General features: G+C 63.1%; 11 protein-coding genes. 5 read left to right on the top strand and 6 right to left on the bottom strand.

Features of this window, described 5'->3' with window-relative positions:
• Positions 1-244: 244 nt before the first annotated feature.
• Positions 245-2,167 (bottom strand): PhoX family phosphatase, encoded by a 1,923-nt coding sequence (locus tag KW842_RS21575; RefSeq protein ID WP_218306186.1) that lies wholly within the window; start codon positions 2,165-2,167, stop codon positions 245-247.
• 220 nt (positions 2,168-2,387) lie between these two features.
• Here KW842_RS21575 and KW842_RS21570 point away from each other — a divergent pair, with 220 nt between their 5' ends.
• Positions 2,388-2,879 (top strand): DUF3016 domain-containing protein, encoded by a 492-nt coding sequence (locus KW842_RS21570; RefSeq protein ID WP_218306185.1) that lies wholly within the window; start codon positions 2,388-2,390, stop codon positions 2,877-2,879.
• A gap of 6 nt (positions 2,880-2,885) precedes the next feature.
• Here the strand turns inward: KW842_RS21570 and KW842_RS21565 are convergent, their stop codons facing one another.
• Positions 2,886-3,329, bottom strand: coding sequence for a thioesterase family protein (locus tag KW842_RS21565; protein ID WP_218306184.1), 444 nt, complete (start codon positions 3,327-3,329; stop codon positions 2,886-2,888).
• A gap of 118 nt (positions 3,330-3,447) precedes the next feature.
• Between KW842_RS21565 and KW842_RS21560 the strand changes: the two genes are divergently transcribed.
• Positions 3,448-3,957: a hypothetical protein gene (locus KW842_RS21560; RefSeq protein WP_218306183.1), complete on the top strand. Its 510-nt coding sequence runs from the start codon at positions 3,448-3,450 to the stop codon at positions 3,955-3,957.
• On the opposite strand, the gene KW842_RS21555 is transcribed toward KW842_RS21560, so the two are convergent.
• From KW842_RS21555 to KW842_RS21545, 3 genes are all read right to left on the bottom strand, one after another.
• On the bottom strand, positions 3,954-4,655 hold the full coding sequence (locus tag KW842_RS21555; protein ID WP_218306182.1) for a dienelactone hydrolase family protein: 702 nt from the start codon (positions 4,653-4,655) through the stop codon (positions 3,954-3,956). The two genes, KW842_RS21560 and KW842_RS21555, sit on opposite strands and share 4 nt — an antisense overlap.
• Before the next feature lie 70 nt (positions 4,656-4,725).
• Complete coding sequence (locus KW842_RS21550) at positions 4,726-8,184, bottom strand: DUF6701 domain-containing protein (RefSeq protein ID WP_218306181.1); 3,459 nt, start codon at positions 8,182-8,184, stop codon at positions 4,726-4,728.
• Positions 8,185-8,263: 79 nt separating this feature from the next.
• Positions 8,264-9,871, bottom strand: a complete 1,608-nt coding sequence (locus KW842_RS21545; protein WP_218306180.1) for a M28 family peptidase — start codon at positions 9,869-9,871, stop codon at positions 8,264-8,266.
• A 63-nt stretch (positions 9,872-9,934) separates the two neighbouring features.
• Between KW842_RS21545 and KW842_RS21540 the strand changes: the two genes are divergently transcribed.
• Both KW842_RS21540 and KW842_RS21535 read left to right on the top strand, forming a co-directional pair.
• A complete protein-coding gene (locus tag KW842_RS21540) occupies positions 9,935-10,729 on the top strand; it encodes an SDR family oxidoreductase (RefSeq protein ID WP_218306179.1) in 795 nt (264 codons plus the stop codon).
• A 117-nt stretch (positions 10,730-10,846) separates the two neighbouring features.
• On the top strand, positions 10,847-11,104 hold the full coding sequence (locus KW842_RS21535) for a hypothetical protein (RefSeq protein WP_218306178.1): 258 nt from the start codon (positions 10,847-10,849) through the stop codon (positions 11,102-11,104).
• Positions 11,105-11,208: 104 nt separating this feature from the next.
• Here KW842_RS21535 and KW842_RS21530 read toward each other — a convergent pair whose 3' ends face one another.
• Complete coding sequence (locus tag KW842_RS21530; protein ID WP_218306177.1) at positions 11,209-12,204, bottom strand: alpha/beta fold hydrolase; 996 nt, start codon at positions 12,202-12,204, stop codon at positions 11,209-11,211.
• A 178-nt stretch (positions 12,205-12,382) separates the two neighbouring features.
• Between KW842_RS21530 and KW842_RS21525 the strand changes: the two genes are divergently transcribed.
• Positions 12,383-14,584: a DEAD/DEAH box helicase gene (locus tag KW842_RS21525; RefSeq protein WP_218306176.1), complete on the top strand. Its 2,202-nt coding sequence runs from the start codon at positions 12,383-12,385 to the stop codon at positions 14,582-14,584.
• Positions 14,585-14,667 lie beyond the last annotated feature (83 nt).

The raw sequence follows: 14,667 nt of genomic DNA, 5'->3' as shown, positions 1-14,667 counted from the left end.
ATTCTTTCTTGTACGCCTAGGTTTGCTGCATGGCGGCGATATCCAGGTTTTTGCTGCGCACTTTGGCGTCGATGAACTTGCGGCCTTCTGCGACCGCCTTTGGCATTCTTTCATGCAATCGGAAACTCATGAGATGTCCTGGTAAGTTGGTAGAAGCTAAAACTTGCCATTTGGAAATTAAAGTGATTCTCACGCAATGTGCCAACCCGCCAGCTGCCGCTGGCGGGTTGGCGGCTCGATCGGCTTAGAAGGTCAGCGCCGGGAAGCCGGTGATGTAGCCGACTGCCGCGCCGTAGCGGTCGCGGTAGTTGGCGCGGATCAGCGGGTCCAGCGTGGCCTGCACTTTGCTATGCACCGATTCCCAATCGCCTGGGTGCTGGAAGTTGCTCATGATGTAGGCGAAGCCGTTGATGTCGTCCACTGCGTGCAGGCCGGTGGATTCTGCACCCGACGGGGTCGACAGGATGCGGGTCAGCGCCTTGGTGTCGACGTTGTACGCCCACAGGAAGTTGTTGACGTGGGTGCTGCTGTCCTCGCCCACAAACAGGGTACGCAGTTTTTCGGAGAACTTGATGTTATCCGGATTGGCGACCTTGTCGGCGTTGGCTTTGTTGCCCAGCGCGTCAGGCGTGGCCAGGTCTTCGCTGACCAGCGCCGGTACGGCTGCCATGTCGACCGGCACCCATTCGCTGTTCATCGCAGCGCCGGCGGTGTCCACTTGGCCGCCTTTCATGTTCAGCGCATACACCGCGCCGGCCGATGGGCCCTTGATGGAAATGCCGCCTGAGCCATTGGTCATTGCCGAGCCTATCGATGCGATGGCCGAGTAGGCGATCTTGTCCTTGGCGTTGACGGTGGTGCCTTCCATTTTGGTGAAGCCCATGCTGCCGCCTTTCAGCGCTGCGTAGCGGTGGGTTTCCAGGAAGGCTGCGGCCTTCTCCATGCCCGGCTTGATCTTGATCCAGTTGTAGGTGCCGTTGAACGGGATCTTGGTGAAACTGGCGTCCGCCGGATCGGCGGTTTTCACTTCCATGATGTCGGCGTTTTTCAGCTGGTCGGCCAGGGCCTTGATTTCAGCCGAGGTGGCGCTGCCCAGCTTGATCCAGGTCAGCGTAGCCGAGCCGCCGTTGTCGGTGGTCTTCTGGTTCCACTTGGCGACGTACAGCGTGCCGCTGGACAGGTCGCGCGCCTTGTCGGCGATGAACATGAACAGGCCGCCGTTGGTGGCATCGTCGCCCATCAGCGTGGTGCGCTCGTCCGGCATCACCTGTACCAGTTCGTGCGAGATGCGGCCCAGGCAGTAGTGCTTCTTGCAGCTGCCGGTGCCGTCCTGGTTGACGGTGATTTCCGGCAGGTGGCCGTAGTGGTAAGGATTGGCCTTGGTGGCGTCGCCGTACAGGTTGAGGCTGAAGTTGGCGAACTGGGTGTTTTTCTCGATGGTGCTGGCGTCCGGCTCGTACTCTTCGCTCGACAGGTGGGTGTTCCATGGCGAACGGCTGGCGCCGCAGGTAATCCACAGGCCGTTGGCGGCGCTGGTGTCGACGTTATGGTATTTGACCAGCGTCAGCGCGCCGGTGGTCTTGTCCTGGTCCAGCGTCAGCACGGCGATCGGCGACGGCAGCATGCCATACACGGAATCGCCCTTGACGTTGCGGGTGGTGTATTCGAACTGCACCACGGCGAACACGGCGTTGCCCTTGATGTTGGGCACGGTGGTCGAAGCCAGTCTCAGCAGCGAGGTGCCGTCCGGCGCATCGGAGAAGAACTGGCGCGAGTTGGCGTCGGTCTTGTCCAGGATAGGCTTGTTGTTGATGTCCCAGTAGCCGCCGGCCAGCACGGTGCCGCCGCTGCCGTTCGGTACTTGCGCGCCGGTGATGAAGAAGGTCTGGTAGGCCAGCTTGTACGGTACGGTCTTGCCGTCCGAGTACAGCGCCTGCATCGCCGAGGCGACCGTGGTGGTGGCCATTTTCGGCGCATCGGCCAGCGACGGTGCGGCCATGCCGGAGAAGCTCACCGACATCAGCTGTGCGGCGGGGATGGCGGTGTCGCCGCCGCCGCAGGCGGCCAACAGGGCGGCGGTGGCGCTGCCGCCAGCCAGCGGCAGCAGCGGTGCGCTGGACAGGAATTTGAGGAGGTTGCGGCGGGACGGATCAAGTTGCTCGGTCATGGTGTTGGTACCTTGTTGTGGTGTGTGGCCGTTCCATGTGCCTGGCTGGCATCATGCGAAGCAGTGGCTGGGCTTCGACGGCCGCAATCTTATCGATCAGGTATGACAACACCGTGACATGTCCGCTGGCGGGCGATTGGTAACAAACTTATTCAGCGCGGGCGCAGGCCGGCGAAAAGGGCTATATTGCTTGTATAGAATCTATCCAAGGAGGGGCATCATGCGCCTGATGACAAAAACCGTGCTGGCCGGGCTGACGGCATTGCTGGCGTCGAGCGCCGCGCTGGCGGAAGTGAGCGTCAGCTACGTCAAGCCGGAAGACTTTACCGATGTGCCGCGTGGCGAGGTGGACCGCGAGCGCACGCTGAAGGATTTCAGCGATTATTTCGCCACGCTGGACAAGAAGCTGCCGCAAGGGCAGTCGCTGAAGATCGAAGTGCTGGACATCGATCTGGCTGGCCGGCTGTACCCGCGCCGCGCCGGCGACGATATCCGCGTGCTGACCGGTGGCGCCGACTGGCCGCGCATCCGTCTGCGCTACACGCTGGAGGAAAACGGCACGGTGCTGCGCAGCGGCGAGGATCAGTTGTCAAATATGAATTACCAGTGGAGCCGCACCGGTTATTTCGACAACGATACGCTGCGCTACGAAAAACAGATGCTGGACGAATGGTTCAAGAAAACCGTGGTGCAGCAGGTGGCGCAGAAGTAAGCAGGCTTAGTCGAGCCGGTTCACTTTGGGAAACTTGGCCAGGAACTCCGGCGGCATCGGCGTGACCTGGCTGGTTTTGTAGTTGAAGAAGACAAAACCGTATTTGGCTAGCGCCACCAGCTTGCTGTCGCGCGGGCGGGTGATGCGGAACACGATGTCACCGCCGTACTGGTTGAAATCCATCACGCCGACCTCGAATACCAACTGGTCGCGCGCATGCGCCTCGGCCTTATAGGTGGTGGCCAGATCGGTGACGATGATGCCGAGGCCGTCGGCGCCGGTTTCCTGCAGGCCGTATTCGAACAGGAAGCGCGCGCGTGCTTCCGAAATCATCGAGATCATCGAATCGTTGCCAAGGTGGTTGGCGCCGTTGATGTCGGTGACACGCACCGTCAGCTGCGTGGAAAAAATAAACAGGTCGTCTGGAAAATCCAGCTTGAGGCGGGCCATGGGCGTGCTTCCTTGTGGGTGATCTGCCTATTTTAACGCAGCCGCAATACCCTTTAAGTGGTATGACCGGCGCGCCGTTAGCGGGTACGATCAGCGTACCTACTTGAAAGGGCGCGCCATGATCTACGGTTTAACCTACCTCGGTGTCATCCATACCCTGATCAGCCTGGTGGCGGTGTACGCCGCGCTGCGCTCCTTTGTCCGCGACAAGCGCATCGTGCCGGACAGCGCGCTGGGCAAGCTATACATCTGGAGCACGGTGCTGACCTGCGTGACGGGCTTTGGCATTTTCCAGCACGGCGGCTTCGGCAAGCCGCATATGCTGGGCATCATGACCTTGCTGGTGCTGGGTGCAGCCTGGCTGGCCGATCGCGGCAAGTTCGGCGTGCGCTCGGCGGCGGTGTCGACCGTCGGCTATACGCTGACCGTGTTCTTCCACATGATACCGGCAGTGACCGAAACCACCACCCGCCTGCCGTATGGCGATCCATGGCTGACCAGCCATGAGGCGCCGGAGCTGAAAGCCATCACTGGCCTGCTGTTCGTGGTGTTTCTGGTGGGGGTACGGTTGCAGCTGCGGCGCCTGAAGAAAGGCGCCGCTGGCGGGGAAGGACTGTTGCGGGCTTAGAGCTGTTCGCCGAGGAACAGCAGCGAGTTGCCGTGCGCCTGGGCGGCGGCACGCTGGTTGTACGAAGAGCGGTGGTTGCAGTTGAAGCCGTGTTCGGCGTTTTCGTAAACGTGGATTTCAACCTGTTCGTTGTTGTCGAAGGCTTCGGCGATGCTTTTCACCGCTTCGGTCGGGATATGGTCGTCCTTGGCGCCGAAGTGCATCAGTACCGGCACTTTGATCTCGGACGCGCGCTCCAGCGCATTCTGGATGCCGCCGCCGTAATAGGCCACCGCCGCATCCACCAGGCCGTTGGCGGCCGTATGGTAGGACAGGCGGCCGCCGAAGCAGTAGCCGATCGACGCCACTTTGGCCTTGCCCACCGCATCCAGGCCGCGCAGCACCTTGAGGGTGGCGGTGATGTCCTGTTGCGCCTTGGCGAAATCGGTGGCCTGCATCAGTTCGACCGCGCGCTTCCAGTCTGCTCCGTCATAGCCTAGTTCGATGCGTGCGCCCTGACGCCAGAACAGGTCCGGCGCCAGCACCACATAGCCATCGGCCGCATACTGGTCGGCGACGTTGCGGATGTGCTGGTTGACGCCGAAAATTTCCTGAAGCAAGACGATGCCGGGACCTTTGCCGCCGCGCGGCAGCGACAGGTAGGCGCCGAACTTGCCTTCCGCCGTGTCGATATCGATCCATTGGGAATTGGTTTCCATGGGGTTCCTTGTGTGCTGGTTCAGAAAACGGCCATCCTAACCTGTTTTTCCGGCGCCTGCAGCGCGCGACTTAGTTGTACACCTCGCGCGAGTAGATCACCGGCCCGGAGCGGTAGACGCCAAAGATGATGCGGCCGGTGCCGCTGGGCAGATACCTGATCAGCTGTTTCTTGTCCTGGTCCTGGTCCTGGTCCTGGTCGTTTTGAAAGGCGGCATTGGTCAGCGTGATGTCGACCGAGCCATTGCGGGTCAGCGCCGGCGTTGGCTGGGCCAGGTAGAACATGCCCTTGCCATCAGTGAATTTGATGGTTTCCGGTGCCGCCAGCTTCAGCGCAGAGCTGCCGGGGCAGGTGTAGCTGTTGTTGCTGCTGGTGTCCAGGCCATTCATGCATTTGCTGAACTGGATGTAGTAGGTCTTGGTGCCGGCGGTGGTGTACATCGGGATGCTGGCCAGCTGGAATTGCGAGTTGAACACATAGCCGCTGCCGTTCCAGTATTGCGCGCTGGGCTGGACCAGCACCGGCCGGTTCAGCGAACCACTGACGTTGGGGATGTCCATGCGGCCGCTGACCACGGTCAGCAGCGGCTCGGCAAAGCCTTGCGAGGTGGCCCCGTCGCTGTCGATGGCGCGCACCACCATGGTGGTCGGCGCGGTCGGCGTCAGGCGGAAGTCGTAGCTTGGCAGGTTGCCGGTGAGGCTGGTGTCCAGTGTACCGGTGGTCTTTTTGCTGGCGTTATCGTAGGCAAAGCTGAAGCGGGCGGTGACAGGCGGCTCCTTGCTCCAGCTGAAATCGCCAACGCCGGAAGTGCCGCCGGTGACCGGCACGCTGGGGTTCGCTGCAGTCCAGGCGCTGAGCGTAATCGGGCGTGCCGCTGTGCCGACGTAGTTCTGCGGCGAGATATAGATGTTGGTGGTGCTGTCCTTGAGGCCGGTATAGGCGTTGATCACCAGCGCGAACGGCTGCTTGGCGTAGATGAATTTACCGGCGGCGTTGAGGCTGCCGCAGGGGTTGTTGAGGCCGCCGACCAGTGCGCAGCTCATCGGCGTGCCGGCTTGCAGCGCCACATCGAAGTGGTCGGGCACAAAGGTCAGCTCGGCCGTGGCCTGGGTGTTGAAGCCGTTGGCGGCGGTGTTGCCCAGGTAGTAGGTGCTGGAGTCGGCTAGCTTGACGGTAAAGCGCAGCGTGCCGGTTTCGTCGAAGCGCCATTGGCCGGGCACGCCGTCGCTCGCATCGGCAACGCCGTTGACGATGCCCTTGTAAGTGCCGGTGGTCAGCACAAAGTTGCCGTTGACCGGGTTGCTCAGCACCGGCGTGGGAATCGCGAAATTCTGCGGGGTCGGGCTTTCGCGGCCGAAATTGCGGGTCGCGATGTCGTTGTAGTTGAGCGCGGTCAGGCGCAGCTTGAACGGCTCGCTGGCCTTGGCAAAGGCGGTCTGCGAGACGGGCGCCGCCGGATTGTTGATGCGGATCGGTTCGATCTTGATCTTGGCCGGTGCGGTCATGAACTGCCCCGCACCGCTGGCGCCCAGTCCGGCCGCCGAGGTATAAGCGGCGGTCAGCCTGGTCTGGCCCACTTCGCTGTACTGCAGCGACGGTGTGGCCAGCCCGGTGTTGTCGAAGCTCAGGCTGACATCGGTGCTGCTGCTGCCGCAGCTGAGGTTGGTGCCGCCTACTGCCACCCCCACCTGGTTGGCATTGGCTGGCAGCGGATTGATATAGGCGCAGCTGAACTTGACCGGCACGGTGGCGTTTTGCACCAAGGGCACGCAGCTGCCTTGGGGCGAGGTTTTCAGCGCCTGCACATTCAGCTTGACGTTGGGCGTCATCGAGATGTGGTCGGGGGCGCTCAGCACCAGGCCTTCGTCCTTGAAGATCATCTGGCAGTTATTGGTGCCGGTGTTGGCGTTGGGGCAGACGGTGGCGTTGCTGACGCCGCTGGCGGTGGCGGTCAGTGTCACGCCGTTGGCATCGGTGGCGGTGGCGTAGCGCACGCTGGCGCTGCCGCTGCCAGTCAGGCTGATCACCCCGCCACCCGGCGACAATGTCACATTGGTGGCAGTAGTCGAGGTGGTGGTGCAGCTGTCGTTGGTACAGGCTTTGAGCTGCACCGTCTGCGGCTGGCAGGTCAGGCCGACGCCGCTGTGGGTGATCTGGAAGTGATGGATGCCGCCCGACGGCGCTGCGGCGCAGGTCGGCGAGTAGCTGTACGACTGCGGCTTGCTGACGCAGCTGCATGGCTCCGAGCCGTTCAGGGCGCCGGTGCAGGTGATGGTCTTGGTGACGCGGTTGTCCCAATCGATATAGATAGAGTTGACCGCAGCGTTGCCGTTGATGACGGCGTTGCTGGAACGGGTGATCACGTCGCGCGCGCTCAGGTCGCCGTTGATGGTGCTGCCCGATCCCATGTCGACATCGCCGCTGATCTTGGTGGTGCCGTTGATCACGGCGCCCGAGGCGCGCATGATCAGCCCGCCGGCGGTGACGCTGCCGGTGACGGTGTTGCCGCTGCCGATGTCCAGCGTGCCGCTGGTGCTGATGTCGCCTTTGACGGTCGAGTTCGACGATGCCAGCGTGATGCTGGGCGAGGTGATGTTGCCGGTCACCGTGCCGCCGGACGCCAGGTTGAACGCGGTGCTGGCGGTGATCGAGCCGTTCAGTGTCACCGGCGAGCCAGTGACGACCGTCGTGCCCGTGATGCTGCCGCCCACCGTTGTGCCGGAGCCAAGATCAACGGTTGTGTTGGAATCGATGGCGCCGCTGATGGTCGCCGGCGAACCGGTCTTCACCGTATTGGCCTTGAGGTTGCCGCCGATCTTGATGAACGAGCCGAGGTCGGCGGTGCCGGTGACGGTCAGTGCGCCACTGATGCTGGTGGGCGAGCCGGTGCTGATACTGGCCCCGCTGACCGAGCCGGTGACGGTGGTGTTGGCGCCAAAGTTGATGGCGCCGCTGATGGTGACGCTACCGGTGATTTTGGTGTACTCGCCGCCGGTGGTGATGGTGGCGGCATTGACCGGGCCGTTGATGGTGACCTTGTTGCCGAAGTTAATCGCGCCGACCGCGGTGACCGTGCCGTTGATGGTGACGCCCTCGCCGCCGGTGGTGATGCTGCCGGCGTTGATATTCACGGTAATGGTCCTGGCGGCGGCCACCGAGGTGAACTTGCCGCCGACGGTGATGTTGCCGCCGCTGAGGTTAATGCTGTTCGGATTGGCGCCGGACAGGTCGAGCGAGTTGCTGCCGGTGACTTGCAGGGCTGCCGTGCCGCTCATGGTCAGTCCGTTATTCCAGGCCGGTGCAAAGCTGTTGTTGAGGATGACCCTGTAGCCGCTGGCGATGATGGCTTGGTCGTTGTCAGCCAGGCTCAGGCTGCTACAGGTGTAGGTGTTGCTGCTCAGCGTGCAGTTGCTGACTGCGCTGCCGTTAAAGTTGGCGTTGGCGGCGGCAGCGCTGCCGCTCCAGGCCAGCAGCCATGCGGCAGCGGCCCAGCAGCCGTGCCGCAATATGGTCAAAACGTTAAGCCACACGGGATATTCCTTAAAGGATCATTGCCTGAATTATAGGCGGTTAATCACCGTTGCCGTGTGGCAGTTTCTCAACGTTTGTTCAGCGCTTGACCTTGGAGAAGGCGTCGCCGGCTTTCCAGGTTTGCATGGTTGGCGAATTGGCCACTTCATAACCCAGGTTCAGCGTGAACTGCGCCTGCTGCACCATGCCCGACAAATCCCAGTCGGCGTGGTACTGGTCGCTCGGCTGGTGGTAGTCCTGCTTGAAGGCCACCAGACGGGCGCGGTTCTTCTCCTGGTCCTTGACGAAGTCGAAGTAGCCGTCGCCGGAGAACACCGCCGAGCCGACATTGAAGGCCGGCACGCCGGCCTTGGCGAAGCTGAAATGGTCGGCGCGGAAGTAGGCGCCGGACAGGTCCGGCACGGCCGGCGCCAGTTTCAGGCCCATTTTTTTTGCGACCACGGCGGCGGCCTCGTACAGGCTGCTGCGTTCGGCGCCGGCAACGCCGATGTCGCGCGTCGTGCCGACGAAGTTCATGCTGTCCAGGTTCAGGTCGGCCGAGGTCTTGTTCAGCGGCCAGGCTGGATTGCGGATGTAGGCGCTGCTGCCAAGGAAGCCGGTTTCTTCACCGGCCGGCCACAGGAACACCTGGGTGCGCTTGGCCGGATGCTTGACCGCTTCCTGCGCCATCGCCAGCAGCGCGGCCACGCCGGAGGCGTTGTCGATGGCGCCGTTCCAGATATTGTCGCCCTGCTTGCTTTCGTCGATGCCCAGGTGGTCCCAGTGCGCCGAGTAGACCACCGCTTCCGATTTCAGCCTGGCGTCGCTGCCGGGCACGATGCCGACCACATTGTATTGCTCGATCTGGCGGATTTTACTTTTCACTTCGGCGTGCATTTTCAGCTTCAGGTCGACCGGGCGGAAGTCCTTGCGTTCGGCGTCGGCGCGCAGCTTGTCGAGGTCGAAGCCGCTGGCGGCGAACAGTGCGCGCGCCGTGTCTTCCTGCAGCCAGCCTTCCAGCGGATTGCCGCTGCCGGCCAGGTGGAAGCGCTCGTGCGAGAAGCTGGTGGCCGGCACGCTCCAGCCGTAGGAGGCGGACGGCGTGGTGTGGATCAGCAGCGCGCCGGCCGCGCCCTGGCGCAGCGCCTCTTCATATTTGTACATCCAGCGGCCGTAATAGGTGTAGGCCTTGCCGGCGAAGCGGTTCGGTTCCTCGGCGGTCGGCTGCGGGTCGTTGACCATCATCACCAGGATTTTTCCCTTGACGTCGACGCCCTTGTAGTCGTCCCATTTTTCTTCCGGCGCGATGGCGCCGTAGCCGACGAACACCAGCGGCGCGTCGACGGTGATGTCTTCCTTGCCGCCCATGGTGCCGAACAGGATCTCGGCGCCGGTGGCCGGGGTCAGGATCTTGCCGCTGTCCGATGTGAAGCGGGCAAAGCTGCCTGGCAGCAGCTTGGTGCCCTCGGCTTTCACCAGTTGGCGGTAGCTGCCGTCGGCCAGCGGCTTGAGGCCCAGCACCGCCGCTTGCGTTTCCAGGTAGCGCACGGTCAGGTCACCGCCGCGCTGGCCGGTGCCGCGGCCTTCGAACAAATCGTCGGCCAGCAGCGACAGGTGGGCGCGCAGCGGCGCCTCGGCGACCACGGGTTGTTGGGCGTGGGCCTGCAAGGCCATGCCGGCGGCAAGGGCGAGAACTGGAAGACGCATGTTTACTCCATAGTTGGTACAGAAGGCGGTAATCTTACTGTATACCGACAATAAAGGAGAACTATGCATACCATCATCATTACCGGCGCTTCGGACGGCATCGGCGCGGAGATCGCGCGGCAGCTGGCGCGCCGCCACGGCGCCGGCGTGGCGCTGGTGCTGGCGGCGCGCAACGCGGCGATGCTGGAGCAGGTGGCGGCCCAGTGTGCGGCGTCCGGCGCGCAGACGCTGGTGGCGCCGACCGATGTGTCGGTGCAGGCGCAGTGCGTGGCGCTGGTACAGGCGGCGGTGGCGCGCTTCGGCGGTGTCGATGCGCTGATCAACAACGCCGGCCGCTCGGCGCATGCGCTGTTTGCTGAGGTGGCGGAGCTGGCCTGGTACGAGGAATTGATGCGGATTAATCTGTGGGGCAGCGTGTGGTGTACGCATGCGGCGCTGCCTTATCTGCGCCAGTCGCGCGGACGCATCGTGGCCGTGTCGTCGCTGGCCGGCCTGGTCGGCGTGCCGGGACGCACCGCCTACAGCGCCACCAAGTTCGCCATGGGCGGATTCTTTGAGGCGCTGCGCGTGGAGCTGAAGCCGGACGGCGTCAGCGTCACCACTGCCTATCCGGGCGTAGTGGCGACGCAGATCCGCCATCGCGGCTACAACGCGGCCGGCGGCGAGCTGGGACACAGCAGCCTGAAGGAAGAGCGGGCGATGCCGGTGGAGGAGTGCGCCGCGCTGATCATTGCCGGCATGCAGACGCGCCAGCGCGAAGTGGTGATGACCGCCAAGGGCAAGCTGGGACGCTGGCTGAAATTGATCGCGCCGGGGCTGGTGGAGAAGATGGCGCTGGCGGCAGTGAATAAAACGTGATTGTAAGGAATTGTAATGTCCGTCAACTGGGATTGTTGGGGCCGCGTTTTTTGCTCATGCGGCACGGGAATAAAACCAAAACCGTATAAACCATATAAATCATTTGAGGACTGAATCATGAAAAAAGTAATCGCCACCCTGATCGCCGGCCTGTTCGCTTCCGCTGCTTTCGCCCAGGCTCCTGCTGCTTCGGCCTCCGCGTCCGCCGCCGCTTCGGTTCCTGCCGCCGCCGCGCCAGCCGCTTCGGCGCCTGCCGTCAAGAAGGCAGAGAAAAAAGCCACGCATAAAAAACACGCCGCCAGTGCATCGGCTTCGGCAGCTGCTTCGACTCCAGCGCCAGCACCTGCGGCCGCTGCGCCAGCTGCCAGCAAATAATTAAGCCTCGCGCTTGACGTGCCGCCCCGGACCCTCCGGGCCTGGGCGGTGCAAGAGGGAAGACGGTTTCCAACACCGTCTTCCCTGTTTTGCGTTTTCATCCATCAGCGATTCAGTTCCTCCAGCAGCGCGCGATGGAAGGCGGCCGGGTCTTCCATCTGCGGCGCATGCCCCATGCCCTTGAATTCCACCAGCCGCGCGTTCGGTATCTGCCTGGCGGCCTGCTTGCCCAGCACGGCGTACTTGCCGATCTTCGCCTTTACTTCAGGCGGCGCCACGTCCTTGCCGATGGCGGTGGTGTCGGCGTCGCCGATCAGCAGCGTGGTCGGCACTTTCAGCAGCGGGAATTCGTAGACCACCGGCTGGGTGAAGATCATGTCGTAGATCAGCGCCGAATTCCACGCCACGACTTTCTTGCCCGGACCGTTATTCAGGCCGGCCAGCATGTCCACCCATTTTTCGTATTCCGGTTTCCAGTTGCCGCCGTAGTAGGTGGCACGTTCGTAAGCGCGCACGCTGTCGGCCGACAGCTTCAGTTCACGCGCGTACCACTGGTCCACGCTGAGCGATGGCACGCCCAGCGCCTTCCAGTCTTCCAGCCCGATCGGGTTGACCATCACCAGCCTGGCCACCGCGTCCGGATACATCAGCGCATAGCGGGTGGCCAGCATGCCGCCGGTGGAGTGGCCGACCAGGATGGCCTGTTGCACGCCAAGCTGTTTCAGCAGGCCGTGGGTGTTGGCGGCCAGCTGCTGGAAGGTGTACTGATAGTGCTCTGGCTTGGACGAGGCGCAAAAACCGATCTGGTCCGGCGCCACGACGCGGTATCCGGCCTTGCTCAGTTCGGTGATGGTTTGTTCCCAGGTGGCGCCGCAGAAGTTTTTACCATGCAGCAGGACAGCGGTCTTGCCGTTGGCGGCGGCGTTGGCGGCCGGCGGCACGTCCATATACGCCATCTCCAGTGCGCGGCCCTGCGACTCGAAGCGGTATTGCTGTACCGGGTGCGGATAGCTGAAACCTTCCAGTCTGGGCCCGTAGGTGGCGGCGGATGCCGCGCCGGACGTGATCAGCAGGGTAGCGGCAGCGAGCAGGGTGCGCATGGGCGGAACTCCGTATAAGTAAAACCCTTACTATAGGCTTTCCGGGAAAAGCGTGCCAAAAGACCGCCATTTCTGTGGGATTAAATGTAAAAAAGCGCTGGTTCCGCCCAGACAGAGTAAACTACGCACAAATTTCTTTCGCAATTCGGCGATTCGAATAATCTTTTTGAGTGACGCCATGTCTGACCCAACATCCCCTATTGCCCTGTTTTCTGACCTCAATCTCGGCGCGCCGCTGCTGCAAGCGCTGAATGACGTCGGTTACGAGTCGCCATCGCCTATCCAGGCGGCGACCATCCCTTTGCTGCTGGATAACCGCGACGTGCTGGGCCAGGCCCAGACCGGCACCGGTAAAACCGCAGCGTTTGCGCTGCCTATCCTGGCGCGCATCGATATCAAGCAGTCGTCGCCGCAGGCGCTGGTGCTGGCGCCAACGCGCGAACTGGCGATCCAGGTCGCCGAGGCCTTCCAGACCTACGCCAAGCATATTCCGGGCTTCCACGTGCTGCCGATCTACGGCGGCCAGAGCTACGGCCCGCAGCTGTCGGCCTTGCGCCGTGGCGTGCATGTGGTAGTCGGCACGCCGGGCCGCGTCATCGACCACCTGGATAAAGGTTCGCTCGACCTGTCCAAACTGAAAACGCTGGTGCTGGACGAAGCCGACGAGATGCTGCGCATGGGCTTTATCGACGATGTCGAGCGCATCCTGCAAGAGACGCCGGAATCGCGCCAGACCGCGCTGTTCTCGGCCACCATGCCGTCCGCCATCCGCCGCATCGCCAACACTTACCTGAACCAGCCGAAGGAAGTGACCGTCGCCGCCAAGACCGGCACCAACGAGAACATCCGCCAGCGCTACTGGCTGGTGTCGGGCATGCACAAGCTGGATGCGCTGACCCGCATTCTGGAAGCCGAGAACTTCGACGGCATGATCGTTTTCTCGCGCACCAAGCTGGGCACCGAGGAACTGGCGCAGAAGCTGCAGGCGCGCGGCTTCTCTGCGGCCGCCATCAACGGCGACATCCAGCAGGCGCAGCGCGAGCGCACCGTGCAGATGCTCAAGGACGGCAAGATCGACATCCTGGTAGCGACCGACGTGGCCGCGCGTGGCCTGGATGTAGAGCGCATTTCGCACGTGGTCAACTACGACGTGCCGCATGATCCGGAAAGCTATACCCACCGCATCGGCCGTACCGGCCGCGCCGGCCGCAGCGGCGAAGCGATCCTGTTCATCACGCCGCGCGAAAAAGGCCTGCTGAAGATGATCGAGCGCGCCACCCGCCAGCCGATCGGCCAGCTGGAGCTGCCGACCATCCAGGCGGTCAACGATGTCCGCATCGCCAAGTTCAAGCAGCAGATCACCGACACGCTGGCCGAAGGCGGCCTGGAACAGTTCCAGTCGCTGATCGAGGACTTCGAGCAGGAACACAATGTGCCGGCGGTGGAAATCGCCGCCGCGCTGGCCAAGCTGGCGCGCGGCGACGTGCCGCTGCTGCTGGATAAAAAGCAGCAGACGCAGTGGGAAGAACGTCCGGCGCGCCAGAGCTTTGACCGTCCAGAACGTGCTGAGCGTGGTGATCGCGGCGACCGCTTTGAGCGCGAGCGCGCCGAGCGCAGCGAGCGTTTCGGCAAGAAGGAACGCATTCCGCGCGAATCCGAGCCGGGCATGCGCACCTACCGCATCGAAGTCGGCTACCAGCACGGCGTCAAGCCGGGCAATATCGTCGGCGCCATCGCCAACGAAGGCGGTATCGACTCCAAGAACATCGGCCGCATCGAGATCTTCGACGACTTCACCGTGCTGGATATGCCGGACACGCTGAGCCGCGAAGCGCTGGAGCTGATGGGCGGTATCCGCGTCGCCGGCCAGGCGCTGCGCATCAGCGTTGACGGCGAGGGGGCGCCAGCTGCCGCTGCGCCTGCCGCCGCCAAGCCGGTCCGCGCCGAGAAGCCAGTGCGTGCCGAGAAACCGGCCGGCTCGCCGCTGGACCGCGCAGTGCGCGCTGCCGCCGACGAGGTGGACGATGCGCCAGCCAAGAAGAAAAAGGAAAAAGTCGGCAAGCTGTCGGTGCCGATGAGCGCCTTCCGCGTTGAAGTCGGCCGCGTCAACGAGATCAGCCCGGCCAATATCGTCGGCGCCATCGCCAACGAGACCGGGCTGGAAGCCAAGTACATCGGCCGCATCGAGATCTATGAAGACCACTCGATGCTGGAACTGCCGGACGGCATGCCGGACGATATGTTCAAGAGCCTGGGCAAGGTCTGGGTCGGCGGCGCGCAGCTGAAGATCAGCCAGGTTGACCGCATGCCGCCGGAATCGGCCAAGCACACCCCGCCGAAGAAGCCGGCGCCGGGCGCCAAGCCGAAGAAGAAGTACTGATCACCCAAGGAGCCGCAAGGCTCCTTTTTTTATCCCCACGCTGGTGCTGCGCCGCACCAAAACAACGCTTGCCGACGCCTGTC

Source organism: Duganella sp. sic0402 (assembly GCF_019219065.1).
Classification (GTDB): Bacteria; Pseudomonadota; Gammaproteobacteria; order Burkholderiales; family Burkholderiaceae_D; genus Rugamonas.
Note: the sequence above shows the minus strand (reverse complement) of the source record. Positions and strands in the feature narration are given on the sequence as shown.

Coding starts and splice junctions, on each gene's coding strand:
- KW842_RS21560 (WP_218306183.1), top strand. CDS start 3,448: ATGATCTACGGTTTAACCTACCTCGGTGTCATCCATACCCTGATCAGC.
- KW842_RS21525 (WP_218306176.1), top strand. CDS start 12,383: ATGTCTGACCCAACATCCCCTATTGCCCTGTTTTCTGACCTCAATCTC.
- KW842_RS21535 (WP_218306178.1), top strand. CDS start 10,847: ATGAAAAAAGTAATCGCCACCCTGATCGCCGGCCTGTTCGCTTCCGCT.
- KW842_RS21555 (WP_218306182.1), bottom strand. CDS start 4,655: ATGGAAACCAATTCCCAATGGATCGATATCGACACGGCGGAAGGCAAG.
- KW842_RS21575 (WP_218306186.1), bottom strand. CDS start 2,167: ATGACCGAGCAACTTGATCCGTCCCGCCGCAACCTCCTCAAATTCCTG.
- KW842_RS21545 (WP_218306180.1), bottom strand. CDS start 9,871: ATGCGTCTTCCAGTTCTCGCCCTTGCCGCCGGCATGGCCTTGCAGGCC.
- KW842_RS21565 (WP_218306184.1), bottom strand. CDS start 3,329: ATGGCCCGCCTCAAGCTGGATTTTCCAGACGACCTGTTTATTTTTTCC.
- KW842_RS21570 (WP_218306185.1), top strand. CDS start 2,388: ATGCGCCTGATGACAAAAACCGTGCTGGCCGGGCTGACGGCATTGCTG.
- KW842_RS21530 (WP_218306177.1), bottom strand. CDS start 12,204: ATGCGCACCCTGCTCGCTGCCGCTACCCTGCTGATCACGTCCGGCGCG.
- KW842_RS21540 (WP_218306179.1), top strand. CDS start 9,935: ATGCATACCATCATCATTACCGGCGCTTCGGACGGCATCGGCGCGGAG.